Annotated in this window: 19 protein-coding genes; 13 read left to right on the forward strand and 6 right to left on the reverse strand. The window is 43.7% G+C overall.

The window, feature by feature from the left end; all coding sequences use genetic code 11:
* Positions 1-15 precede the first annotated feature (15 nt).
* From AADY36_RS00575 to AADY36_RS00595, 5 genes are all read right to left on the reverse strand, one after another.
* Positions 16-2,466: an ABC transporter permease gene (locus tag AADY36_RS00575; protein ID WP_239963592.1), complete on the reverse strand. Its 2,451-nt coding sequence runs from the start codon at positions 2,464-2,466 to the stop codon at positions 16-18.
* Positions 2,466-3,218: an ABC transporter ATP-binding protein gene (locus AADY36_RS00580; RefSeq protein WP_054562941.1), complete on the reverse strand. Its 753-nt coding sequence runs from the start codon at positions 3,216-3,218 to the stop codon at positions 2,466-2,468. Before AADY36_RS00580 ends, AADY36_RS00575 begins: the two co-directional genes overlap by 1 nt.
* Positions 3,215-4,492, reverse strand: a complete 1,278-nt coding sequence (locus AADY36_RS00585) for an efflux RND transporter periplasmic adaptor subunit (protein WP_055198570.1) — start codon at positions 4,490-4,492, stop codon at positions 3,215-3,217. Before AADY36_RS00585 ends, AADY36_RS00580 begins: the two co-directional genes overlap by 4 nt.
* Before the next feature lie 153 nt (positions 4,493-4,645).
* Positions 4,646-5,308 carry a response regulator transcription factor gene (locus AADY36_RS00590; protein WP_054562939.1) on the reverse strand — a complete coding sequence of 221 codons (663 nt, stop codon included), beginning with the start codon at positions 5,306-5,308 and terminating at the stop codon, positions 4,646-4,648.
* A gap of 112 nt (positions 5,309-5,420) precedes the next feature.
* On the reverse strand, positions 5,421-7,712 hold the full coding sequence (locus AADY36_RS00595) for a TonB-dependent receptor (RefSeq protein ID WP_342408376.1): 2,292 nt from the start codon (positions 7,710-7,712) through the stop codon (positions 5,421-5,423).
* 295 nt (positions 7,713-8,007) lie between these two features.
* Here AADY36_RS00595 and AADY36_RS00600 point away from each other — a divergent pair, with 295 nt between their 5' ends.
* The 13 genes from AADY36_RS00600 (at position 8,008) to AADY36_RS00660 (ending at position 22,674) form a co-directional block, all read left to right on the forward strand.
* On the forward strand, positions 8,008-9,309 hold the full coding sequence (locus AADY36_RS00600) for a GntP family permease (protein ID WP_054562937.1): 1,302 nt from the start codon (positions 8,008-8,010) through the stop codon (positions 9,307-9,309).
* A 9-nt stretch (positions 9,310-9,318) separates the two neighbouring features.
* Positions 9,319-10,506, forward strand: a complete 1,188-nt coding sequence (locus AADY36_RS00605) for an E22 family MetX-like putative esterase (RefSeq protein ID WP_342408377.1) — start codon at positions 9,319-9,321, stop codon at positions 10,504-10,506.
* Positions 10,507-10,510: 4 nt separating this feature from the next.
* Positions 10,511-11,272 (forward strand): 3-hydroxybutyrate dehydrogenase, encoded by a 762-nt coding sequence (locus AADY36_RS00610; protein WP_055020574.1) that lies wholly within the window; start codon positions 10,511-10,513, stop codon positions 11,270-11,272.
* Positions 11,273-11,281: 9 nt separating this feature from the next.
* Complete coding sequence (locus AADY36_RS00615; RefSeq protein ID WP_063527828.1) at positions 11,282-11,989, forward strand: CoA transferase subunit A; 708 nt, start codon at positions 11,282-11,284, stop codon at positions 11,987-11,989.
* A gap of 11 nt (positions 11,990-12,000) precedes the next feature.
* A complete protein-coding gene (locus AADY36_RS00620) occupies positions 12,001-12,660 on the forward strand; it encodes a 3-oxoacid CoA-transferase subunit B (RefSeq protein WP_304636304.1) in 660 nt (219 codons plus the stop codon).
* Between the two features lie 227 nt (positions 12,661-12,887).
* Positions 12,888-14,129, forward strand: a complete 1,242-nt coding sequence (locus AADY36_RS00625) for an OprO/OprP family phosphate-selective porin (protein WP_055020573.1) — start codon at positions 12,888-12,890, stop codon at positions 14,127-14,129.
* Positions 14,130-14,141: 12 nt separating this feature from the next.
* Positions 14,142-15,107, forward strand: a complete 966-nt coding sequence (locus AADY36_RS00630) for a Bug family tripartite tricarboxylate transporter substrate binding protein (protein WP_370316435.1) — start codon at positions 14,142-14,144, stop codon at positions 15,105-15,107.
* Positions 15,108-15,116: 9 nt separating this feature from the next.
* The gene (locus AADY36_RS00635) at positions 15,117-15,581 is read left to right on the forward strand and encodes a tripartite tricarboxylate transporter TctB family protein (RefSeq protein ID WP_054562934.1); all 465 of its coding nucleotides are present in this window, start codon (positions 15,117-15,119) and stop codon (positions 15,579-15,581) included.
* 3 nt (positions 15,582-15,584) lie between these two features.
* A complete protein-coding gene (locus AADY36_RS00640; protein ID WP_054552331.1) occupies positions 15,585-17,123 on the forward strand; it encodes a tripartite tricarboxylate transporter permease in 1,539 nt (512 codons plus the stop codon).
* Between the two features lie 14 nt (positions 17,124-17,137).
* Positions 17,138-18,760, forward strand: coding sequence for an ATP-binding protein (locus AADY36_RS00645; RefSeq protein ID WP_054562933.1), 1,623 nt, complete (start codon positions 17,138-17,140; stop codon positions 18,758-18,760).
* Positions 18,761-18,797: 37 nt separating this feature from the next.
* A complete protein-coding gene (locus AADY36_RS00650; RefSeq protein WP_342408378.1) occupies positions 18,798-19,526 on the forward strand; it encodes a response regulator in 729 nt (242 codons plus the stop codon).
* Between the two features lie 209 nt (positions 19,527-19,735).
* A complete protein-coding gene (fusA, locus tag AADY36_RS00655) occupies positions 19,736-21,823 on the forward strand; it encodes an elongation factor G (RefSeq protein ID WP_054562931.1) in 2,088 nt (695 codons plus the stop codon).
* A gap of 434 nt (positions 21,824-22,257) precedes the next feature.
* Positions 22,258-22,674: a hypothetical protein gene (locus AADY36_RS00660; protein WP_150114711.1), complete on the forward strand. Its 417-nt coding sequence runs from the start codon at positions 22,258-22,260 to the stop codon at positions 22,672-22,674.
* An 85-nt stretch (positions 22,675-22,759) separates the two neighbouring features.
* Here AADY36_RS00660 and AADY36_RS00665 read toward each other — a convergent pair whose 3' ends face one another.
* Positions 22,760-25,546, reverse strand: coding sequence for an ExeM/NucH family extracellular endonuclease (locus AADY36_RS00665; RefSeq protein ID WP_342408379.1), 2,787 nt, complete (start codon positions 25,544-25,546; stop codon positions 22,760-22,762).
* Positions 25,547-25,637 lie beyond the last annotated feature (91 nt).

Consider the following 25,637-nt stretch of genomic DNA (forward strand, 5'->3'; position numbering starts at 1 on the left):
CACCATTTTGTGCTGTTAATCGTTACGTAGTGCGGCCATAGGTTTTGCTTTAAGCAGTAAAACCAAAGGTCTAAAGCAAGCGAATAGCGCAATACATAAGGTAATACTCCAAGCGAGTAATTGCAGTCTTACATCAAGTATCAGCCAAGACATTAGCTGTCCTTGTAACATGTAAAAACCCACTATTACCGCGGCGAGAGCAACCGCAAAACCAATGAGCACAGGGATAATCGCTTCAACACTCATCAGCTTGAATAAGCGTGCTTTTTTCGCACCTAATGCCATACGAATACCAAACTCATAACGGCGCAGACCCAGGTTGTAGCTCAGTACCCCAAAAATACCGATTGCTGCTAATAATAGAGTAAATAGCGCTAAGGTACTACACAGAACCACGGTCAGTCGGCTCATATACAGTAAATTGTCGTACTCTTGTTGCAGGTCATTAAACTGCCACATGGTTAAGTCGCTGTTCTTTTCTTTTAGCGTATTAAGTATTTGTTTGTTAGTCAGCTTAACGCCATCAGAAGCTTGGATAGTAAACATGTAACTATACGGTGTCGCAGGCCACCAAATGTGACGACCAAACGATTCATCGTAGTATTTAGGGTGATTAAAATCTTCGGTTACACCCACCACTTCATACATCTTTTCTTCTAAGCCTTGGTAGCTCTTGCCGATGATATTTCGATAGTCTTGGCCTGGTAATAAGTTCTCTGCCACGCTGACTGATACCAGTATCTCGTTGGTTTCACCACGTATAGCTTGTTCAGTAAAGGTGCGGCCAGCGAGAATTTTGGTGTTAACTAACGCAAAGTAATCAGGCCCTACCCACTGGCTAGGGAAGAAAACGGAGCTTTTACCGTTTACATCAGTCAAGGTGTGGGCGTTTTGTCTTTGCGAAACAGGGCTGTGACCCAGGGCAACATCATCAATACCTTGGCTATCAAGCAAAACCTGCTTGTATTGCAGCATGTGTTCGTAGCGTTCAGCCAATGACATTTGATTATTTGGCTGGAATAGGTTGGCAAAATATAGGTTTTCGGTATCACTGCCGAGCGGACGATTTATCGTGCCCATGGCTTTACTCACTACCATCACTGAAAAGCTAACGAGCAACGCGGCAACAAACATTTGTGAGCCAATTAAAATACGCACTGTACGACCTGATACCTGCGAAACTCCGCCTTTACCACTGTTCTGCATTTGCGTATTTAGGGTTTTGTAATTTACCAAACGCGCTGTAATTACAGAGAAAATATAAGCAAGAGCAATACAAAGTATGATGGCAACAATGACCAACGTGCTATCCACGGCCAAGCTATTAACCAGTGGTAAACGCCCTTCTGCTAGTACTTTAAATAAACGTATGCCCCATACCGATAAAAACAGCGCAATGCTTACAGATAAGGTCATTAAAATCAGTGACTGTAAAAAGATACTTTTAAATAATGTGCTGCGTTTTGCACCTAACACCGCCTGCAAAGCGAGGGTTTTATGTTGAGCAAGAGCGCGCGAGAAGAATAAAGTGCTTACATTAAGTACTGCAATAATCAGTAGCCCTACTGCACCGGCTAACATCATTAAGCTTAAGTCATCGTTATTACCCAGCTCAACATCACGATACGGGGTTACTTCAGGTTTTACATCGGTGATACCGCCATTGTTTAGCCACTCCGATTTAACAGTATCAATTTGCTGTTTTAAATCGACTTTAACTTGATCTATGGTGACCCCAGGCTTTAAAACTGCAATCAGTTTTAGGTTTTTAAAAGTGTTTGTCCATGGGCTTTGCCAATCGTCATTGTGAAAGAAGCGACGGTCCGCACTTGATGGAAACCACACTTCAACATCACTTGCTTTAAACATATAAGGTGGGCTGAATGAGTCATCAACAACGCCGACAATACGGTGAACGTAATCGGTTTCACCCGCCATGACTGAAAGTGTTTTACCAATAATGTTCGGGTCGCTGTTGTAATGCTTGCGCCAAAAATTGGCAGATATAACAACGCGGTCATCAGGAGTTTCGAGTGTTTCTCCAAGATCAAAACCTTGTCCCATTAAAAATGGCGTGTTTAATAAGTCAAAATAGTTGCCGCCAACATACAGCACTGGTTCTTTCGGTTCGCCATCAAGGTTTGCAAAGATTTGCTCACCCGCATTGATCATCATACTTTGTTCAAAGCTTTGGTTATGCTTAAGCCAATGCACCATCGACTGATAGCTTTGAAAGCCGGTGGCATCGTAGTCATCATAGGTAAGTGATTGCTCAACCACTACCATGCGGCTTTCATCGTACACATCAAGGGGCTTTAAAAAGTAGCTGTTAACAAGGCTAAGCACCACAAACAAGGTGGCCAATGTTAAAGCAAGTGTTGCGATAACGGCAGTGACAAAGCCCGGTGCATTCATTAATGATGCCCACGCTAAGCTTAATTGGGCGCGTGTTTTGGTTAATTTCATTACATCACCTCAGCGCTTTCAAGTGCATGCTCAGTATTGTCGCTGCTAGGTGCTTGGCGAGCTTCAGAGTAGGAAACAATTTCACCATCTAGCAATTTAAGTTGCGTTTTAGCACGTCCGGCATAACGTAAATCATGGGTTACCATGCAAATCGTGGTGCCTTTTTTATTCAGCTCATCAAGCAAGTCCATGACGGCATCACCATTTTTTGAATCTAAGTTACCAGTTGGCTCATCCACCAATAAAATGCTTGGCTTGCCAGCCAGTGCACGGGCAATGGCAATACGCTGTTGCTGACCACCAGATAATTGGTTTGGTTTGTGCTGAGAGCGGTGGCCCATTTCAACTTCATCAAGGGCCTGTTTTACCGCAAGCTCAATTTCGCTCGGGCTCATGGCTGGCTCTCGGTAAGTGAGCGGCAGTGCTACGTTGTCGAACACCGATAATTCATCAATTAGGTTAAACGACTGAAATATAAAACCAATGTGAAGGTTTCTAAGTTCAGCTTGCTGATCCATATCAAGGGTTTTTGTGTCGACTTCTTTAATGAAATAGTCGCCAGCAGTTGGGCTATCGAGTAAGCCTAATAATGACAGCAGCGTCGATTTACCACAGCCAGATGGGCCGCTAATGCATATATAGTCACCTTGGTTAATATTCAGGCTGATGTCTTTTAATGCATAGGTTTCAACATTTTGGCCGCGATAAACTTTGGCGATTTTGTTTAATGAGATAAGCGTATTGGTTTTCATAAACTGTCCTGTTCGATTTTTATTGTTGCCAAATGCTGCCATTTAGAAAGGTCTGAAATGATCAGCTGTTCGCCCACGGTGGCACCGCTCAAAAGTTGAATTTGATTGTCACTGAGTGTACCAAATTCGATATTGGTTGGCGTTGCTAACTGGGTATTTGGATTAAGTTTAAATAGCGTGGCTTCGCTATTTGCTTGTGCTTTTTGCGGCACGTTAATGGTTAACGCATCGGGAATAATGTTGCTAACCACATAGCCTTCAATGCTTAAATCGGGGCGGGCATTGGCTGGTAGTGTGCCCTGTAAATCAAGTTCGATAATGACTCGACCATCGGTAACGATAGGGTCAATTCGGGTGACTTTGGCATCAACTTCACCGTGATCTGCTTGGCTAAAGGTGTTTACTTTCGCTGCCATATTGAGTGCCACTTTTTCAGCATCTGCTTGCTTAACGCTTAGCTCTGCTTTGAGTGCTTTATTTGAGCCAACCACCGCAAGGCGGGTACCGGGCACGAGATTTTGGCCAAGTTCAACATTCAATTCTTGCAGCATGCCATCGATACCTGCCGTTATTTGCAGCTGATCAAAAGCGTGTTGCTCAACTTGATAATTAAGCTCAAATTGGCTTAATAGTTCTTGCTGTATTTTGCTACGTTGTAAGTGCATTTCTTTAAGCTGTGCAAGGCGTTGCTGCTCGATACTTACGCGCTCAGTAAGCTGTGCAACGTTTAGCATGCTTCGTTTGTAATCGAGGCTTGAAACAATTCCTTGCTCGATCAGTTTGCTTTCAGCATCGACTCTAAGTTCTGCACTTTGCAGCTCACTTTTTAATATGGCGAGATTTGCTTGGCGCTCAAGTAGTTCACTTTGCTGGTTAATTCTTTGCTCATTAACACTGGCTTTTTGGCGAGCAAGTTCTAGCCGAGCGACCGATAAACGCTGCGCTTGCTGTGGGTTGACGAGGCTTAAAATCACTGTGTCTTTTTTAACGATAGTGCCGGGGTAAACATGGATAGCTTCGACCATTGCAGTATCGGTATTGGTTAAATAACGTTGATACTTTGGCTTTAAACGGCCAAAGCCACGTATTTTTACCACAAAATCGGCTTGTTCTACGGTTGCTATTTGCAGTTGGCTTGCAGCAACCACAGTGGGTGTCGCCCATTGATACACCATTAAAGCGCCAAGAGCCGATACGCCAATAGCTGCACTAGCCAGCCATTTTTTAGCTTTTGATTGCTGAGGTTTGCGTTTTAGTGTGCTGTCTAAATCCATGATACTGAGAAATGTAAATAATCATGGAGTAGCTAAGGCGAGTTTTGTGCCAAAAATTAAGGTGTTGAAAAGTAATAACTTTTCGTTTTTTGGAACGTGAGCTTTTCCCACTACTGGGAAAGCGAGTTTTAAAACTGGGAGTGAATGCTTAAATTAGCTTTCTTCGATTTTGCCAACCTGCGAAAGCTGATTAAACAAAATGCCCGCTTGAGTACGGTTATAAACATTGAGTTTGCGTAAAATCGCTGACACATGTTGTTTGATTGTGGTTTCTTGAATCGACATTTCAAAGGCGATTTGTTTATTCAATAAACCGTCGGCAATCATCGCTAGTACGCGGTATTGCTGGGGGGTTAGTTTTTCAAGGTTACGAGCAAATTCGCTTTGTTCGTCGTTGATCACCACATCGGTTAAATCCACTTCAGGTGGTAACCAAGTGTCGCCATTGAGTACATGACTAATTGCTTCACTGATAACATCTAAAGAAGATGACTTTGGAATATAGCCAGCAGCGCCAAGGCTCATAGCTTGTTTGATTATGGCGGGTGTCTCATTGGCTGAGACCATGATCACTAAGATATCAGGGTAGTGGTTACGCAGTTGCGAAAGGGCTTGTAGGCCATTTGCACCAGGGATCGTAAGGTCTAAAAATATTAGTTCAATCTCAGGGTGAGCGCTTAACAGTGTAAACAAACCATCAATGTCACTGGTTTCTTTAATATGTTCTTCAGGCACTGATGTCGCCGCAGCTTGACGCAGCGCACTTCTAAATAACGGGTGATCATCGGCGATTATAGTGTTCACAGCTAAAGACATTCCCTCGATTCTCCAATGCGTTATGTTATAAGTGATTTTGCGCTTTGAAACAAGGTTTGCCTGAAGGGAAGTTTCAGACAAACCTTTCTCACACAAGGATTTAGATTCTATTTTAGAAACGGTAACCAACAGTGAAGGCTACAGTGCGAGGATCGCCGTAGTAACCAATCAGAGTATTATCACCACCTAAACCAGGGGTGTATTTGCTGATATCTGTTGGGTCTGTTGGATCAGGTGCCACGAATTGGTAACCACCAATCATGTACTCTTCATCCGTTAAGTTTTTACCGTAAAGACCTGCAGTCCAGTGACCATCTGTGCTGTACCAAGTGATACCCATATTAAAGATGCCGTAAGCATCTTGCGTTAATAGGCTATCTTCTTCGAATAGCGCGTAGTCGCCTCTGTGGTAGTAGTTACCATTGACAACAAAATCACCCATTTCTGTGTACATACGGTACGTTGCACCCAGGTTAAAGGTTAAATCAGGTGTGTTTGATACCGTAAAGCGGTCTGATTTATCGAATGCTTCACCGGTTTCTGGGTCGTAATCAATTACGTTATCAAAGCTACTATCAATGTAACCCACTGACGCATCAAAGCTGAGTGATTCTGTTGCAACATAGTTAAGTTCAAGTTCAATACCATCTGATGTTGACTCACCAATGTTACCTAAGCGTTGATTTAGATCTGCTGCGCTATCACCCGGTAATACCGAAATATATTGACGATCTTTATGGTCAAGGGTGAATAAGGTGACGTTTGCACGTAAGTTGTTGTTCCACTCACTCTTCATACCGATTTCGAATGAATCAACGATTTCTGGTTTTGCTGCTGGCTCTGCAGTCGTTGCACGTGGGTTGAAAGTACCTGACTTAAAGCCTTGCGCGTAACTTGCAAAGAACATGATGTCACGATTGTATTGGTATTCAACACCTGCACGTGGTGTGAAGCGTGACCATTCTTCTTCATCATCGAGTACTGTTGGAACCAGTTGGCCTTCTGGGCGAGTATAACCTGGTACCCAACCTGATTCTGGGTAAACAATGTCAAAGATTAGACCGTTGTTAACCTGTGCTTCTTTTTTGTCTTTGGTGTAACGCGCACCGAGTGTCATTGACCATTTATCGGTTAAATCAATTGAGCTTTGGATATACGCTGCTTTACTGTTTGAGTTACTACAGCCGCTTACTTCACGAGTTAGACCCGGTGCGCCTAGGCTTTGACCTAAAATACCTAAAATTGCCTCAAATTGACCGCAAGATTCACCATCATAGTAGTAAAGGCCCGAAACCAGTTTATAGTTATCGCCTTGATGATTTAGCTGTAACTCATGAGTGGTTTGCTCATCATCGTAAATAGCAGGTACATCGAAAATTTGCAGTGACGTGTTATCAAAGTCGATATTAGTCGGTGAGTAGCTCTCACGGCTTGAACCAATATATTTAATACTAGTGCTGTCAGTCATATCCCAACGAGCAGTTAGGCTATAGCCTTCTAGTTCAACTTTATTCCATGTTGGCAAGCTGGTGTATGAGTCATACACGCTGTCTGGAACTGGTGCATCAGTAAGAATACTTGGTAGTAAACGGTAACCACCTTTTGCGTTTGATTTGTCTTCTGTTTTATCCCACGCTAAGCGGAAGAATAAGTCATCAGTCGGAGTGTATTCGAGTGTAACGCGAGCTGCGGTTACGTCTTTGTTGTAGTTTTCGCGGTCTTGGTTATCAAGAGCCGATGTTAAAAACTCACCAAAGCCGTCACGGTTAAGCGTTGCAAAACCAAAACCCACGTAAAGTTTTTCGTCAACAATCGGTAATTGGCCAGTGATTTTTAAATCTTTCTGGTTATAGCTACCTACAGTGCCTTGAATATTTAAGGTAGCATCACCGCTCATTTCTTTGGTGACATATTTAATCGCACCACCTATGGTATTTTTACCATATAGCGTCCCTTGTGGACCACGTAATACTTCGATTTGTTGCACATCAAGCAGATCAAGCACGGCACCTTGAGGGCGAGCAAGATAAACATCATCAATATAGATACCGACACCTGGCTCATAGCCCCAAAGTGGATCTTGTTGACCTACACCACGAATAAACGCGGTAATTGTAGAGTTAGTACCACGGCTTGCTTGCAGGGTGGTATTTGGCGAGAACTGCTGAACTTCGGTCATAACGACGATGCCATTTTCAGCCAGCTCTTCAGCACCCACTGAGGTTACAGCAACAGGAACTTCTTGCAGGTTTTCAACAGTTTTACGTGCTGTTACCTGAATACGTTCAAGTTCACCTTTTTTTGCTGCAGGTTCGGCTTGTTCTGCCGCTTGAGCACTGACACCTGCCAAAGCAAGTGATACAGCCAGAGTAAGTGGCGCGACTTTTGGGTTAAGCTTTATCATGTTGTATTCCTTGTTATTGTTGTCATTAGTCTTATGGCCACTCACATTGATGTTGCCGAAGACTGAATAAGATTTGCCCGTGTCACCTGTCAGTTAATGTAGAAGATAGTTGCAGAAATTGAATTAGTACCATAGTGCTATACCCGCCACAGCCCTTTATTTATCAAGCAATTAAGCTATTTTTAAAGCAGATAGTACCTTAGTGTTATGTATTTTTTGAACGCTTAGGGTAAGACTGAAAGCATTATTCCGATGTCACCTCATCTGTGTAATATCAATAATTATAGGAATGTCTATGCTGAGCATGATAGGACTGTTAGGCGGTTTAATACTGCTGATCATTTTAACGCTGCGTGGGGTAAATTTATTTATCGCTGCGCCAATCTGTGCACTGTTAGTTGCACTTAGTAGTGGCATGGCCATTTTCCCTGTATCGGCAGATACAAACTTTATTAACGCCTATATGGATGGCTTTGCAGGCTTTTTAAGTGCGTGGTTCTTTATGTTCTTACTGGGTTCTTTATTCGGTAAGTTCATGGAAGACACCGGTGCTGCAGACAGTGTTGCGAGCTACATTGTGGGTAAACTAGGTATGAAGCACGCCGTTCTTGCGGTTGTGATTGCCTGTGCAGTTTTAACCTACGGTGGCGTGAGCGTCTTTATTGTTGCGTTTTCTGTCTACCCAATGGCATTAAGTCTGTTTAAAGATGCAAACTTACCGCGCCGCTTTATTCCAGCAACGCTGGCATTTGGTTCGGTGACCTTTACCATGACTTCGGCAGGCTCGCCAGAAATTCAAAACTGGATCCCGGTTAAGCACCTTGGTACGTCACCCTATGCGGCATGGGAAGTGAGCTTAGTCGTGGCTATTTTTATGGCCACAGCAGGTTACTTTTGGTTAAACAAGATGATCAAAAAGGCCGTTGCTAATGGCGAAACCTTTGAAGCGCGTGATGATGACCCTGTCATTATTGAGCGTCGTCGTCCGCATCCAATTACGGGTGTGATCCCACTGATTGTGGTGCTACTTTTATCATTTACGCTACATGATGTACTGCAGCAAACAGCGCTTATTGTTGCCTTACTTGGTGGTGTACTGAGTATTGTGATTATTAACTTTAAGCATTTTCACGATATGGGTAACGCGATTAATGTTGGTACAACTGGCGCTTTAGTGGCAATCGGTAATACCGCTGCTGTGGTTGGTTTTGGCGCTGTGGCTAAAGTATCACCGGCATTTACCGCCGCTGTCGATGTGATGACCCATATGCCGGGGAATGAGTTGGTTGGTGCTGCTGTGGCTGTGAGTGTAATTGCCGGCTTAACAGGATCTGCTTCTGGCGGGCAAGCCATTGCATTACCTCTTGTCGCACCGGGTTATTTAGACATGGGTGTAAACCCTGAACAACTGCACCGAGTAGTGGCAATTAGCTCTGGAGCCCTCGATACCTTGCCGCATAATGGTTATGTGGTCACAACAATACGTGCTATCTGTAAAGAAACGCATCAACGAGCGTATTGGTCAATGGCAGCACTCACTGCGGTTATTCCGCTTATCGGTGTCGCATTGGCACTTGGACTCTTTATTATCTTTTAAGGAACAGCAATGAAAACCAAATTAATAATTTTGCTATGGCTGGTTGTATTTAGTAGCACTGCGTTTGGCGCTGCAAATAAAGCCGACACCATGCTGGTGGAAAAACAGCATTTTACGACAAAAGATTTTACCACTGTGTCTGGTGTGACTTTAGAGCAAGTGGATATTGGCTGGGAAAGTTACGGAAAACTAAATGCCAATAAAGATAACGTGATTTTAATCACTCATTATTTCTCTGGTACTTCTCATGCTGCAGGTAAATATAAAGCGGATGACGCCCTACCGGGTTATTGGGATGCGATTATCGGCCCAGGTAAAGCTATCGATACGAATAAATATTATGTGATTAGCTCAGATACCTTAGTGAATGCCAACTGGCATGATGAAAATGTCATCACCACAGGCCCTGCATCAACTAATCCAAAAACAGGCAAACCTTATGGCTTAGATTTTCCTGTGGTTACGATTACTGACTTTGTGAATGTGCAAAAGCGTTTACTCGACAGCCTAGGTATCACTAAATTACATGCTGTGATGGGCGCATCAATGGGCTCGTTTCAAGCACTTGAGTGGGCAACACGTTACCCAGATAAAGTAGAGCGTTTAATTCATGTGATTGGCGCTGCAACTATGGATGCATGGACAGTTGCGGCCCTTGAAAAATGGGCGTTACCAATTCGTTTAGATAAAAACTGGCAGCAAGGTAATTACTACGGCAAAGAGCGCCCGTTAGATGGCTTAGCGGCAACCATGCTTAATATTACGCAAGATGCAATGCATCCAATTATTTATAACGCGAGCTTCCCTGGCTTTAATGTATTGGATGAAGGCGCATTAAAAGACATTCGCACCTTGCCTAAGTTAAACCAAGTACTCGCTCAGCGCGCAATGGCACGAGCTAAAACGCAAGATGCCAACCATGTACTTTATTTGGTCCGGGCATCACAACTATTTACCGCTGGCATGCAAAGTGATTTAACAACGGCACTTAAAAATGTCTCTGCCAAAACATTATTGCTACCTGCAACGAACGACTTACTGCTTCGCCCTGAAAACATGCGTACTGTGTTTGACACCATGAAAGCGGCAGGTAAAGACGTTGAGATTTCAGAAATAGAAGGGGGTTGGGGACACCTTGATGGCATTTTCTCAATCGCCCCGAAAGCGCAGCTTATCAGTGAGTTTTTAGAGGAGTAACCCGATGAGCAAAACAGTTTTAATTACCGGTGCAGCCAGTGGTATTGGTCTATATGTTGCCCAGCAACTGGCGATGCAAGGTCACACTATTATTGTGACTGATTTAAATCAGCAAGCAGCACAACAAGCGGCGATAGGCATTGTTGAGCAAGGTGGTAGCGCCGAAGGGTATGCACTTAATGTGGCTGATAGTGATGCAATAGAGCAGTTTTTCACTGAGCTTAATCAGCCAATTGATGTACTTATTAATAATGCGGGTATTCAGCACGTTGCAAAGCTTGAAGATTTTCCGGCTGATAAATGGCAGTTCTTACAGCAAGTTATGCTCGTTGGCCCAGCGATGATGACCAAGGCGGTACTCCCTCGTATGCGTGAGCAAGATTTTGGTCGCATCATTAATATTGGCTCAATTCATGCCATGGTGGCGTCTAAATATAAGTCGGCTTATATCGCTGCAAAACATGGCTTAATCGGCTTTGCTAAAACCATGGCACTCGAAACGGGTGATGCCAACATCACGATTAATACCGTGTGCCCAGCGTATGTAAAAACACCGCTTGTGGAGCAACAAATTGCCTCGCAAGCTAAAGAACATGGCATTTCGGAGCAACAAGTGATCGACACAATTATGCTAGCACCGATGCCGAAAAAAGCATTTATCGGCTTAGATGAGATCCTGCATACCGTTAGCTTTTTAATGGCCGATGCAGCACGCAATATTACCGCCCAAGCAATCGCCATTGATGGCGGTTGGACTGCACAGTAGGAGGAGCCAATGGCAGGTTTTGATAAAGTAGTTACAAGTTACAGCGAAGCGATGGCTGGTCTTGAAGATGGCATGACAGTGATAGCCGGTGGTTTTGGCTTATGCGGTATTCCTGAAGGACTGATTGCGCAAATTAAACGTCAAGGCACCCGTGATTTAACCGTGGTATCGAATAACTGTGGCGTTGATGGTTTTGGTTTAGGAGTGCTACTTGAAGACAAGCAAATCAGTAAGATGGTTGCCTCTTACGTTGGTGAAAACGCGCTATTTGAGCAGCAACTATTAAATGGTGAACTTGAAGTTGAGCTCACACCGCAAGGCACTTTAGCTGAAAAAATGCGTGCTGGTGGTGCGGGTATTCCTGCATTTTATACCGCAACGGGTGTCGGTACACCGGTGGCTGACGGTAAAGAAACCCGCAATATTAATGGTCGCGATTATTTATTAGAGCCAAGCATTACTGGCGACTTTGCGATAGTTAAAGCGTGGAAAGCTGATCGCTACGGTAACTGTATTTATCGTCATACGGCGATGAACTTTAATCCGATGGCAGCAACCGCAGGCAAAATTACGGTTCTTGAAGTTGAAGAAATTGTTGAGCCAGGGGAGCTAGAGCCAAGCCAAATTCACACGCCGGGTATCTATATTGACCGAGTGATTAAAGGTGAATTTGAAAAGCGCATCGAGAAAGTTACCACTAAGCAAGAGAATCAATAAGGAGCACGCTGATGGCATTATCACGAGAACAAATCGCTAAACGCGTGGCGATGGAACTACAGGATGGTTACTACGTTAACTTAGGTATAGGTATTCCAACCTTGGTTGCTAATTATGTCCCTGATGGCATCGAAGTGATGCTGCAATCTGAAAATGGTTTACTCGGTATGGGGCCATACCCAAGTGCAGACCAAGTTGATGCCGATATGATCAATGCAGGTAAAGAAACGGTCACTGCAGCAAAAGGGGCGGCTATATTTAGCTCCGCAGAAAGCTTTGCCATGATCCGCGGCGGCCACGTTGATTTAACCGTGCTGGGTGCGTTTGAAGTGGACCAAAACGGCAACATAGCTAGTTGGATGATCCCGAAAAAGCTGGTTAAAGGGATGGGCGGTGCGATGGATTTAGTAGCCGGTGCTAAAAACATTATTTGTACTATGACCCATGCCAACAAGCATGGCGAATCAAAACTGCTGACCGAATGTAGTTTGCCGTTAACGGGCGTTGGTTGTATCAATAAAGTGATCACCGATTTGGCACTTTTAGAAATTAAAGACGGTGCATTTCATTTATTAGAGCGTGCTCCAGGTGTCTCGGTTGATGAGATTATTGCTAAGACACAGGGCAAACTTATTGTCTCTGGTGACGTTCCTGAGATGACTTTTAGCTAGTTTTGCGACTTTTAAGCAGTTAATTTGCCTAGATTTTATACTAACCCCCAGTAATGTGCTTTTTGTTCATGGGTTTTATGAACAAAAAGCCATTTATCATCATCAATGCAACTTACCCCCTAAACATTTCGTTAATCTATCGTTAACACTATGCTCCAGACCAGATCGCCGTTTGCAGTAGGCCGATCAACGACAACAAATAACTATAATCTGGTGTGGAGTAATTCATGAAAGCAAGTAACACACAGCTCGCTTTAGCCGTTGCAGCGGCGTTAGCAAGTACATCAGCATTCGCACAAAGCGACACTGAACAACTACAGCAACAACTCGATGCACTTCAAAAAGAAGTGGATTCATTAAAAACATCTAGCGGCTTCAACCTAGAATTTGGTGGTCGCGTGCAACTTGATTACAACTATTTCGACGGTGCTTACAATGCCGACAATGATGGCGCTGGAGGCAGCGACTTCTTCCCACGTCGTATCCGTACTTATGTTGAAAGTGAACATGGTAACTGGGATCACAAATTACTACTCGAATTTTCTGAAGGCACGGCTGAAATCGTGTTAGCGCGGGTACGTTATGCATTCGACAACGGCTTAAAAGTAAAAGCCGGTAAAATCCGTGAAGACATGTCGCTCAATGCGCTAACCAGTTCTAAACACATTAATACCATTGAGCGTAGCACCCTTGCTAACACCTTCTCGCCTTTCTTCCGCTGGGGTATCTCAGCTTATCAATACTTTAAAGATTCAGGCTTACGTTACGCCGTGGGTGTTTACAAAAACGATGCGTTTGGTGCATCGGGCCATGACGAAGATGACAAACTGACATTGGCTGTAACAGGTCGCTTAACTTGGTCTAGTGCAGCGCCGGGTGATGTGATTCATTTAGGTGCTTGGCACTCTTATCGTGATATGGGCGACAATGATTTAAGCGCTCGTTTTGCCCGTGGTGAAGTGCGTGAAACCAATGTTCGCTTAGTGGATTACGCAGTCGGTGGTGAAACCGCAGCGCTAAATAGCATGTCGCAAAGCGGTCTTGAATTTGCCTACCAAGCGAATGCATTCACTCTAGAGGCTGAATATGCCAGCCGTTACCTTGATACGGTAGATAGTAGCAACGAGCTTGATGGTGAACGTCTTGATGGCTTTCATGTATCGGCAAGTTACTTCTTAGGCGGTGAGCAGCGCCGTTACAAAGCAGGCTCAGCATTATTTGTACAACCAAAAGGGATTAAAGATGCATGGGAGCTTGTTGCCCGTGTGTCACAAATGAACGCTAGCAGCAAACAGCAAGGTACCGACGTAACCACTTATACATTAGGCACATCATATTACCTAAGCAGCGATATCAAATTTATGGGCAACCTGATTTACAGCGATGTTGATGGTGCCGGTGCTTCTACGCTGGTAGGTGATGAAGATTCAGGTATGGGCATCAGTGCTCGTATGCAGTACTTATTTTAGGAGTCGTGCATTATGACTATGTTTAAATCATTAAAAAGATCTGTTTTAGCAGCTTCATTATTAGTAGCCAGCCCACTGGCATTAGCAAACTTACACTTTTTGGTACCGGGTGGCCCAGGCGGCGGTTGGGATACCACAGCACGTGGTGTTGGTGAAGCAATGGTAAAAGCGGGCATTGAAGATAATGCATCGTTTCAGAATATGTCGGGCGGCGGCGGTGGCCGTGCAATTGCTTACTTGATTGAGTCGGGCACTAAAAAAGGCGATATGTTGATGGTTAACTCAACGCCTATCGTACTGCGCGCATTATCAGGCAAAATTCCTTACAGCTACCGCGATTTAACACCAGTTGCCAGCATGATTGCTGATTATGGTGCATTTGTGGTGCGTAATGACTCGCCATTTAAAACATGGCAAGACGTTATTGATGCAATGAAAAAAGACCCAGGCTCTGTAAAAGTAGCAGGTGGCTCTGCGCGCGGCAGCATGGATCACTTAGTGGCTGCACAAGCGGTTAAAGCGGCGGGTCTTGATGGTCGTCGATTACGTTACATTCCTTACGATGCCGGTGGTAAAGCGAAAGCTGGTTTACTGTCGGGTGAGGTCAATTTACTTTCAACAGGCTTAAGTGAAGCACTCGAAGTCGCTAATGGTGGTCAGGCACGTATTTTAGCGGTGACTTCTGCAGATAAATTGCCAGATTACCCAGCAATTCCAACCTTAAAGTCGCTAGGTTACGACATGGAGTTCGTAAACTGGCGCGGCTTTTTTGCAACCCCAGATTTACCAGCAGACAAACTTGCCGAGTACACAGAAAAACTACGTAAGTTGCAACAAACCCCTGAATGGGAAGCGGTTCGTGCCCGCAATGGTTGGCTAAATCTATTTCAAGAAAAAGAAGCGTTTATTAAATCGCTTGAGCAGCAAGAAGCGCAATTACGCGTTGTAATGAAAGAACTTGGTTTTATCCGAGGCTAAGGTTAGACGATGTTAAACCGTGAACTAATTGGACCAAGTTTATTCTTGGTCCTCTTTACCCTCTACGCCCTTGTGGCTTGGCAAATTCCACTTATGCCATTTGAAGAGTACGAAAGCGTTACTTCTGCAACCTTACCAAAAGTGTATGCAGTATTTGGTATCGTGGTGTGTGTACTTTCGATTGGTGCCAACTTATTAAAGCAAGCGCCTGCAGAAAAAGCAGAGCTACTCAGTAAGGGCAACTTACTACGTACCTTTGCATTGTTGGTTTTAATGGTTGCTTATAGCGCCATGCTTGAACCGTTCGGTTTTTTAATTGCCACCAGTGCATTTTTAATTACGGGCTTTTTTATCATGGGCGAACGCCGTAAGGCAGTGTTGTTGTTTGCGTCTGTGCCTGTGGCCGTGGTTTTTTGGTTTTTAATGACACAAGTACTGGGCATTTACTTAGTACCTGGCAATCTGTGGAGTTAAGTTATGCTTGATGGAATTATGTTAGGTTTGTCGACCGTACTCGACTGGAACAACTTGTTATATGTGATTGTTGGCTGCTTTGTTGGCACGTTCATCGGTATGCTACCGGGCCTTGGCCCAATTACCGCGATTGCGTTGATGATCCCAATAACTTACAGCATCGGTGCTGATTCGGGCATGATTTTAATGGCCGGTGTTTACTACGGGGCTATATTCGGTGGCTCTACTTCTTCAATTTTGATTAATGCGCCGGGTGTAGCGGGTACGGTAGCGTCATCGTTTGATGGCTACCCGCTAGCAAAGCAGGGTAAGGCAGGTAAAGCCCTTGCGATTGCCGCTTATTCATCCTTTATAGGCGGGACCATTGGCGCCATTTTATTGATGGTGGCTGCGCCATTATTAGCGAAAGTGTCATTAAGTTTCCAATCGCCTGATTATGTTGTACTGATGTTTTTAGGCTTAACGGCTATCGCTGCGTTCTCTAATAAAGGGCAATTCTTAAAAGCCATGATGATGACGGTATTTGGCTTAATGCTGGCAACGGTAGGTATTGATCCCTCTTCAGGTACCGAGCGCTTTACTTTTGGCCAAGCTGATTTATTAGATGGTATTAGCTTTTTATTAGTAGCAATGGCAACGTTTGCGTTGGCTGAGGCGCTGATTAATGTGGCACGCCCTGAGGCTGAACCAGATAAAAAAATTGATGATCCTGATACGCCAAAAATTGGCTCAACAAAACTGACTAAAGAAGAAGTAAAAGACATGGCTCCTGTGGTTGGTCGCTCATCTTTACTTGGTTTTATAGTCGGTGTGTTACCGGGCGCAGGGGCAACCATTGCCAGCTTTATGGCCTATGCCACTGAGCGTAATCTTGCTCCAAAAGCGCTGAAAGATAAATTTGGTAAGGGTTCGATGCGTGGCTTAGCGGCACCCGAGTCGGCTAATAATGCAGCTTGTACTGGCTCATTTGTACCATTACTGACTTTAGGTATTCCAGGCTCTGGTACAACAGCTATTATGCTAGGTGCATTAATTGCCTACGGTATTCAGCCGGGCCCTATGTTAATGCAAGAAAACCCAAGCGTGTTTTGGGCTGTCATTGTCAGTATGTACTTTGGCAATATTGTACTGCTGATTTTGAATCTGCCGTTGATCCCATATTTCGCTAAAGTGTTGGCAATGCCTAAATCTGTGCTGACAGTGATGATTTTATTCTTCAGCTTAATTGGTGTGTACTTAGTGTCATTTAACACCTTTGATTTATTTATGATGGTGGGCTTTGCGCTGGTGGCCTTGGTGCTTCGCTTGTTAGCTTTCCCGATGGCGCCTTTATTACTTGGCTTTATCCTCGGTGATATGATTGAGCGAAACTTCCGTCGTGCCATGATGATTTCAGATGGTTCACTAAGCTTTTTATGGGACCGCCCATTAACACTGAGTATTTTTGTGATTTCGATCTTAGTGTTGTTGTTCCCACTGAAAGACTATATTGTCCAACGTCGTAAAGAAAAAGCAGCTACGCAAGCAGAGCAACATGCGTAGAACAAGGCACTGATATGAGATACACCAATAAGCTAAACCCATTTCAGCATGTGGTTAAAAAACCCAAGCGCTTAGAAACGCGACTCATTATTTGGGTTACCGGTCTATGTGTTTTACAGGCTGTATTGTTTGGCGCTTTGGTGTATCAGATCACTGCAGAAAGCTTACATAACCACATGGGTGATAAAGCGCTTGCGCTCGCAACCAGTATTGCCTCACGGGATGACGTGCAAAACGCATTGCAAACCAAGCAAGGGCTTGATGAGTTAAATACGCAAATAGAGCATATTCGTGAACTCACCGCAGCCAGCTTTATCGTGATTGGCGATAACAATACCCGCCGCATTGTTCACCCAGACCCCGACAAGCTAGGTAAGCCGATGGTGGGTGGTGACAGTAAAGCGGCACTGCGTGGTGAGCGTTATGTGTCGATTGCAAAAGGAAGTTTGGGCGAGTCTATTCGTGGCAAAGTCCCCGTGCTCTCAGAGCGAGGCGAAGTCATCGGCTTGGTATCGGTTGGCTTTTTAGTGCAATCAATTGAACCGCTTATTCGTGCTCGCAGTGCTGAAATTATGCTTTGGGGTTTGTTGTTAGTCGGTTTAAGTATTTTGGCCGCGGTGTATATTGGTCAACGGGTTCGTAATGCTATTTTTGGTTTACAGCCTGATGAAATAGCACGGTTGTTCTCTGAGCAAGATGCTATTTTGAATACTGTTCGTAGCGGCATTATCGCCCTCGATCCTGAAGGTAATGTACGTAACTTAAATCAACGTGCCTGCGAAATCCTCGGTAAACCGACCAGCTGTATTCATCAACCACTTAAACTTGCAGACTTACTTCCTGAACATAGTGAGTTTTTAATGCATAACCAACAGCGTCCGATTGTTGGTTTTGAATTATTTGCCGCCGATAAACGCATTGTGTTGTCGCGATATGCATTGCAAGTGCAAGGTCAGGCTGATGGTATTTTGTTGAGTATGCGCCCTGCGGATGAGCTTGAATATTTATCGCAGCAATTAACCAAAGTGCAAGCCTTTGCTGAGTTATTACGAGTGCAAACGCATGATTACTCGAACAAGCTAAACTTAATTGGTGCGTTAATTCAGATGGGGCAAACGGATCAGGCGATTGAATTAATTGGTCAAGAAAGTAAAGGCTCGCAAGCGCAGATCCATCATTTACTCGAAAGGATCCAAGATCCGGTACTAGCAGGTTTATTGGTTGGTAAATACCATAAAGCCCGTGAATTAAACGTGATACTTGAGCTTAATCCAGATAGCTTATTAGGATCGATCACCCGTAAAGATATGCTTGAACGGGTTGTCTCGATACTTGGCAATTTGATTGATAACGCAATTGAAGCTGCTATTCGAGCTAGCGATACACGTACCCCTAAGGTTCGTGTTACGGTTGATGAAACCAGCAAAACATTATTGTTTGATGTTGAAGACAGCGGTTTTGGTTTAGGCGATGACAAGGATGTGATATTTACACCACAATACAGTTCTAAGTCAGGGGCTGAGCATGGTATCGGCCTTTATTTAGTTAAAACCAACTTAGATTCGTGTCGTGGTAGTTTAGAAATAGGTGAGTCTGATCTAATGGGGGCACGCTTAAGTGTCTACATTCCAAAATAATAAAAAATGATCAGCCTATAAATAAAAGGTAAAGAACATGACTTACTCAGTTGTCATTGTTGAAGACGAAGTAGAAGTTGCTCAATTATTGGCGCAATACTTATTACTTCCTCATGGCGTTGCTGGCCAACAAGGGACGCGGCAAACACTGCGTCAGGGGCAATATCAGGTTGTGGGTATTGCAGGCAATCTTGCCACTGCGAAAGCGTTATTATCGGCGATTAACGCCGATTTAATTTTGCTCGATATTCATTTACCCGATGGTAATGGCCTTGATTTACTCAATGAATTACGCCGCGAAGAAATGAAAAGCGAAGTAATGCTGTTAACCGCAGCAAAAGAAGTAGAAACACTGGAAAAAGCCATGCAGCTTGGTGCCTGTGACTTCTTAGTTAAACCATTAATGCTAAATCGCTTAGATCAAGCGCTAGCGCGATTTGAAGCAAGGCAACAATGTTTGTCAGGTGCCGATGAAGTAACCCAATCTATGGTCGATACTTTATTTGGATCGCAAGAACAGTTAAAAGCCCCAGTTAGGCTGCCAAAAGGGGTGGATCAGCTTACTTTGCAAAAGATCTTAAAAGCTTTTAGAGCGAATATTGGCACGGCTTTTACTGCTCAGCAAATGGGTGATTTAGTCGGCGTAAGCCGCTCAACAGCCCGTCGTTACCTCGAATACTTGCTTGAAGCTGAGCAAGTCAGTGCTGATCAGAGTTACGGAAGTATCGGGCGACCTGAGCGCTGTTATAAAATGACAAGCAGCTAATCGCATCATTTAATAGCCAAACCAGTGCTAAATTAGCGATTTTAGTAGCATAAATTCACTGTTCGGCACGTTAAAAAGTGCCGCTTATCCTGAGCATAGAAAAATTTTATAAAATTGATTGCATTTTAAGCGACTTCGATGGTGATGTTCGCTTTAAGTAATGCTATACTCCCGCCGAATAATTTTTCGACTTTATTAAGAGTAAAATAATGGCAGATTTATCGAAGTACAGAAATATTGGTATTTTCGCCCACGTTGACGCGGGTAAAACTACCACCACTGAGCGTATCCTTAAGCTTACGGGTAAAATTCATAAGACTGGTGAGGTACACGACGGTGAGTCTACTACTGACTTCATGGAACAAGAAGCTGAGCGCGGTATTACAATCCAATCAGCAGCTGTAACTTGTGAGTGGAAAGGCCACCGCTTAAACGTTATCGATACTCCGGGACACGTTGACTTCACAGTAGAAGTATACCGTTCACTTAAAGTACTAGACGGTGGTATCGGTGTATTCTGTGGTTCTGGTGGTGTTGAGCCGCAGTCAGAAACTAACTGGCGTTATGCGAACGAATCAGAAGTTGCACGTGTAATCTTCGTAAACAAACTAGACCGTATGGGTGCTGATTTCTACCGTGTTGTTGGTCAAGTTGAGAAAGTACTTGGTGCTAACCCACTAGTTATGACTTTACCAATCGGTATCGAAGACCAATTCACTGGTGTTGTAGACGTACTTGAGAAAAAAGCATACGTTTGGGATGACACTGGTCTTCCTGAAAACTACGAAGTACAAGACGTTCCAGCTGACATGGTAGACAAAGTTGATGAATACCATGAGATGCTTGTTGAGTCTGCTGTTGAGCAAGACGAAGACCTAATGATGGCTTACATGGAAGGTGAAGAGCCTTCTCTAGAAGACATCAAACGTTGTATCCGTAAAGGTACTCGTGATCTTGCGTTCTTCCCAACATACTGTGGTTCTGCATTCAAAAACAAAGGTATGCAGTTAGTACTAGACGCGGTTGTAGATTACCTACCTTCGCCTACAGAAGTTGACCCACAACCTCTAACTGATCCTGAAACTGGTGAGCCTACTGGTGAAGTAGCAACTGTTTCTGCAGATGAGCCACTTAAAGCGTTAGCGTTCAAAATCATGGACGACCGTTTCGGTGCACTTACGTTCATCCGTATCTACGCTGGTCGCATGAAGAAAGGTGACACAATCCTTAACTCAGCAACTGGTAAAACAGAGCGTATCGGCCGTATGGTTGAGATGCAAGCTGACGAGCGTAACGAACTTACTGAAGCACAAGCGGGTGACATCATCGCTGTTGTTGGTATGAAGAACGTTCAAACTGGTCACACTCTTTGTGATCCTAAGCACGAATGTACACTTGAAGCGATGATCTTCCCTGATCCAGTAATCTCAATCGCTGTTGCTCCTAAAGACAAAGGCGGTAACGAGAAGATGGGTATCGCGATCGGTAAGATGGTTGCAGAAGATCCTTCATTCCAAGTTGAAACTGACGAAGATTCAGGCGAAACCATCCTTAAAGGTATGGGTGAGCTTCACTTAGATATCAAAGTAGATATCCTTAAGCGTACTTACGGCGTAGACCTAGTTGTTGGTCAACCTCAGGTTGCTTACCGTGAAACTATCACGAAAGAAATCGAAGATAGCTACACGCATAAGAAACAATCTGGTGGTTCTGGTCAATTCGGTAAGATCGATTACCGCATCAAGCCAGGCGAGCAAAACTCAGGCTTCACGTTCTCTTCATCAGTTGTTGGTGGTAACGTACCTAAAGAATTCTGGCCTGCAGTTGAGAAAGGCTTCGCATCAATGATGCAAGAAGGTGTTCTAGCTGGCTTCCCAGTATTAGACGTTGAAGTTGAGCTTTTCGACGGTGCTTTCCACGCAGTTGACTCATCAGCAATCGCGTTCGAAATCGCTGCTAAAGGCGCTTTCCGTCAGTCTATCCCTAAAGCGGGTGCACAACTTCTTGAGCCAATCATGAAAGTTGACGTATTCACTCCGGAAGACAACGTAGGTGACGTAATCGGTGACCTTAACCGTCGTCGTGGTATGATCAAAGACCAAGAAGCTGGCGCAATGGGCGTTCGCATCAAGGGTGATGTACCACTTTCTGAAATGTTCGGTTACATCGGCCACTTACGTACTATCACTTCTGGTCGTGGTCAGTTCTCTATGGAGTTCTCACACTACGCACCATGTCCTGCAAACGTTGCTGAAACAGTAATCGCTGCAGAAAAAGAGAAAAAAGCTGCTAAGTAATTAGCTTCTTAACTTCTTTTAAAAAAACCCGCACTTGTTGCGGGTTTTTTATTGCCTAAAAATCGTAAATGTATTGTCGTAATTTTTTCGATTACAAAGTAATCATTTCTTTCCTTTGTATGTTAATTAACCATTCAGCTTTGAGTTATTAATGTACCGGTACAGATATCGCACTTTTAAAGTATTTTCTAAATAGCTAATACGATTTAAGTGCTGCTGCTCTTAAATTGTACGATTTTAATACAAATTTAGTTTTCAAGAAATATATAAGCTTATTAGTAAGTTGTAGGCTAATTACTTTGTTCTAGTAAAAAAGTGCTTTTTTGTACCTTGTGTACCTTTTTTAGTCTATGTAAAATGGCGCCCGAATGATTTTTTAATCATTTTGTATTAAACGTCTGCTTATTAAATATTACAACTATAGAAATATACTCATGAAAACGATTAAGTTAAGTCCTAATTGGACTCTACAGGGAAGCAAGATAGCACTGGCTATTCTTGTTGCATTAAGCGTTACTTTGCTAGGAGCATCAATTTTGATGCTATTGTTGCCTGTTCTGCTATTTATTACTCTATTAAATTTTTTAGAACTGCGCTTCTTACACTGTTACAAGGCGGGGATTTGTTATTCGCGAGGATTAGGTAAGCGTTACATCAACGCTGAAGATATTGTCACTGTTGAATTTAACCCAATGGCATTCATCACAGTATTTAAAATTACCTTAGCGAATGGTAAAACACACCAGTTTATGAACTGGCAGATTGATGAGCTGCAACAGATTGACATTGCTAAGCTCTATAAGTCAAAAGCAGGTTGTGCCATAAAGCCTAATCTGCAATGTAAAGCCTAATACTAGCAAGCCTCAATAATGCTAAATTAAGTGAACTGAAATAAAAAAGGCCGCGAAATGCGGCCTTATTCATATGCAGTGTCGTTTATTTTTTCATACGACGACGAAGTGCAAATGGTAAAGCAAGTAAGCTTAACCAAGCAAATGAACCAGAATCATCGTCTTTTGACTCTTCTTCTGTTTCTTCTTCAACTTCTTCAGCTACATCTTCTACTTCATCATCAGCTTCATCGTTTGTGATGTTGATGTATAGCAGTTGTGCTTCTGATAGGTTACCTGCGCTATCTTCTGCACGGATCATCAGCGTAAGCTTGTCTTCTTCTTCGAAGTCTAGCTCTTTAGCCACTGTGATTTCACCTGCAGCACTAATTGCAATCGCATCAGCATGCTCACCTTCAATGCTAAAGCTTACTACAGGGGTGTAATCAGCATCACCATCAGAGAAAACTAGTTGGCCAATCACAGCGCCAATTTCACTATTTTCTACGATTTCGAATGATTGACTCGCTTCGATTACTGGTGCCTGCTCTGCAGGAATAGGCTCTGCAGATTGAATATCAACAATCACTGGGTCGTGATCAGATGCGCGGTATGCATTGTCAGAGTATAGGCTAGCTTGTTGTGTCGATGACTTATACTCAAGGTTGTAGTCTAGGCTGATTGGCTCATCGGCATTGATATGCCAATCCGTAGCAGCGACAACTTTAGCAAGCATAGATTCAGAGACTAGTGCGTGGTCAAGGCTACCAATGCGGCCAGAGAAGCTATAAGAGTAACCTAATGTGTCGCCGTCTAGTTCTGCAACCGCACTCTTCAGACCTTTATCTGCAAATGCACGGATAGGATCTTCCATCGCATAAGCGTTCATATCACCGACTAGGATGATATCTTCATCTTCAACTTCAGTTGGGTAAGTTGCTAACCAATCAGCATATGCATTTGCACCCGCAACACGGATTTCATTCCAACATGCTTGACCATCGCCTAAGTCAGCATTATTACCTTCAGCGCTACCACAGCCGCCTTTAGATTTTAGATGGGCAACGGCAACAGTGAAGATTTCTTCGCTTTCAAGAGATTGGAAGCTTTGTGCAATTGGCGGGCGATTACTGTAATCGAAAGGTTCTACTGTAGTATGAGCAGCCTTACCAACTTCAGATACTTTATTTGATCGATAAATCAGTGCTGTTGTGATTGCATCAGTACCAATTTGGTCAACACCGAAATCAACAAATGCGTAGGTATTTTCTGCATCTTCATCATTAAGTGCAGATACTAAGCTAGCAATAGCGCTATTTTCACCGAAACCGTCATTTTCGATTTCCATTAAGCCAATAACATCAGCGTTAATAGCTGTAATTGCGCTAACTAATTTAGCTTCTTGGCGAATCAGCTCTTCTTCGCTATCAGCACCACGGCTAGTAGGGAAGCCTGCGCCTTGGCCATCACCATTGAAATAGTTTAATACATTGAAGCTTGCAACACGTAGGTCTGCATCTTCGTTAAGCTCTGGAGCATCTGTACGAGGGTTAGTTGCAGTGAATTCAGGTTGTACTGTTGGGTGAATACGGTAACGGTCGAAGCTGTAACCCATTACACCCGTAATCGTATTAACAGTATCGCCTAAACGTAACGTGTTATAGGCATCAAGGCCCGTACCTGGGTAGGCAATAGGATCAAGGTTTTGCTTTGTTGAACCATCGTCGATTAAGATTTGTTTTTTCAGGTTTTCAGTTTCAACAGCATTTGCTGCATCACCTGGTAGTGCAACTTGAGTACCTTGGTATAAACGCTCAGTACCTAAGTCAACTTCACCATAGCGACCAAGACCGTAGTTGTTATTAACGACTAAAGGTTGATCTATGGTCACTAACATACCTTCGTAAGCTTCAAGGTCTGCCACGTCAGCAACAGGTAAAGTGATAGCGGTTGCGTCAGTAGATAAACCTGTCGCACAGATCTCAACTTGGCTAACATCGCCTAGTTGTGTTGCGCTGTAGTATTCAGCCACGCTACCTTTAACACGCACATGGTCACCAACAGCAACGTCGGTATCTGCGAAATAAACGAATACACCTTCAGAAGTAAGTGGGTTTTCATCAATATCAGCAGCAAGTGAGCTAATGAAGAAGCCTTTTAGTTGATCATCACCTTGGAAGTCAGCCGTAACAACACCTTCAACTTCTACTTCAGTGTCTATAAGCGGGCTGTCGCCGCCTTCACCTTGAATTGTGCTGATTAAGGTTTTTTCTGCACCACACTCAAGAGGAGTGACTGGCTCTGGCTCAGGCGTTGGCTCTGTGCTCTCACCATATTGACCTATATTGCTGAAATCGTCTTGGTCGAATTGCTCCCACTCATCGCTTGGGTTAAACGCTGAGGTTGCATCAGTACGGCCTGAGGTGATTGTAGCTTTACGGCGAAGTGTTTTATTTTGTGTTGAAACGCCGCCTTCATCCCATGCTGAACCTGGATCTACGCCCAGTTGACCAAAGCTATCAACAATTGCACCGTCTTTAGTTAGCACTAATGCGTCATCACCGTTGAAATAAGTGATTGTTGATTCAGTGTCCGCGTTGGCTTTTAACTCATCTGCAGAGCTTGCATTAACAATAACGTAAGTTGCGTTTGCTGCAAGAGTACCGGTTAAAGCTAAGCTGTTATTAGGGTCTGCTAGATCGCCGTTACCATTTGAGTATAAAGAGATGGTGTAACCGTCAAGCGATAGCTCAGCACCAGAAGTGTTGTAAAGCTCTACCGCTTTATTGTTAGAGCTTCCTTCAACGTATTCAGAGATGATTAGGTTGGCAGAAGCAGGTGCGCTCAGGCTTGCAATCACAAGCGCGAGCGGCGTTAATTTTGTATTTATCATTATTTTTCCCGTGTATGTATTATAAAAGTCCCAATATGGGACACAGTACTTTAAGAAAAATCTATGACAAATTAAATACAAAATGTTAATA

The sequence above is a fragment of the Pseudoalteromonas sp. D15MCD-2 genome (assembly GCF_038562745.1).
GTDB lineage: Bacteria > Pseudomonadota > Gammaproteobacteria > Enterobacterales > Alteromonadaceae > Pseudoalteromonas.

What these genes read in the sequence shown, in the direction of transcription:
- AADY36_RS00575 (WP_239963592.1), bottom strand. Translation starts at nt 2,466, where the DNA reads ATGAAATTAACCAAAACACGCGCCCAATTAAGCTTAGCGTGGGCATCA.
- AADY36_RS00580 (WP_054562941.1), bottom strand. Translation starts at nt 3,218, where the DNA reads ATGAAAACCAATACGCTTATCTCATTAAACAAAATCGCCAAAGTTTAT.
- AADY36_RS00585 (WP_055198570.1), bottom strand. Translation starts at nt 4,492, where the DNA reads ATGGATTTAGACAGCACACTAAAACGCAAACCTCAGCAATCAAAAGCT.
- AADY36_RS00590 (WP_054562939.1), bottom strand. Translation starts at nt 5,308, where the DNA reads ATGTCTTTAGCTGTGAACACTATAATCGCCGATGATCACCCGTTATTT.
- AADY36_RS00595 (WP_342408376.1), bottom strand. Translation starts at nt 7,712, where the DNA reads ATGATAAAGCTTAACCCAAAAGTCGCGCCACTTACTCTGGCTGTATCA.
- AADY36_RS00600 (WP_054562937.1), top strand. Translation starts at nt 8,008, where the DNA reads ATGCTGAGCATGATAGGACTGTTAGGCGGTTTAATACTGCTGATCATT.
- AADY36_RS00605 (WP_342408377.1), top strand. Translation starts at nt 9,319, where the DNA reads ATGAAAACCAAATTAATAATTTTGCTATGGCTGGTTGTATTTAGTAGC.
- AADY36_RS00610 (WP_055020574.1), top strand. Translation starts at nt 10,511, where the DNA reads ATGAGCAAAACAGTTTTAATTACCGGTGCAGCCAGTGGTATTGGTCTA.
- AADY36_RS00615 (WP_063527828.1), top strand. Translation starts at nt 11,282, where the DNA reads ATGGCAGGTTTTGATAAAGTAGTTACAAGTTACAGCGAAGCGATGGCT.
- AADY36_RS00620 (WP_304636304.1), top strand. Translation starts at nt 12,001, where the DNA reads ATGGCATTATCACGAGAACAAATCGCTAAACGCGTGGCGATGGAACTA.
- AADY36_RS00625 (WP_055020573.1), top strand. Translation starts at nt 12,888, where the DNA reads ATGAAAGCAAGTAACACACAGCTCGCTTTAGCCGTTGCAGCGGCGTTA.
- AADY36_RS00630 (WP_370316435.1), top strand. Translation starts at nt 14,142, where the DNA reads ATGACTATGTTTAAATCATTAAAAAGATCTGTTTTAGCAGCTTCATTA.
- AADY36_RS00635 (WP_054562934.1), top strand. Translation starts at nt 15,117, where the DNA reads ATGTTAAACCGTGAACTAATTGGACCAAGTTTATTCTTGGTCCTCTTT.
- AADY36_RS00640 (WP_054552331.1), top strand. Translation starts at nt 15,585, where the DNA reads ATGCTTGATGGAATTATGTTAGGTTTGTCGACCGTACTCGACTGGAAC.
- AADY36_RS00645 (WP_054562933.1), top strand. Translation starts at nt 17,138, where the DNA reads ATGAGATACACCAATAAGCTAAACCCATTTCAGCATGTGGTTAAAAAA.
- AADY36_RS00650 (WP_342408378.1), top strand. Translation starts at nt 18,798, where the DNA reads ATGACTTACTCAGTTGTCATTGTTGAAGACGAAGTAGAAGTTGCTCAA.
- fusA (WP_054562931.1), top strand. Translation starts at nt 19,736, where the DNA reads ATGGCAGATTTATCGAAGTACAGAAATATTGGTATTTTCGCCCACGTT.
- AADY36_RS00660 (WP_150114711.1), top strand. Translation starts at nt 22,258, where the DNA reads ATGAAAACGATTAAGTTAAGTCCTAATTGGACTCTACAGGGAAGCAAG.
- AADY36_RS00665 (WP_342408379.1), bottom strand. Translation starts at nt 25,546, where the DNA reads ATGATAAATACAAAATTAACGCCGCTCGCGCTTGTGATTGCAAGCCTG.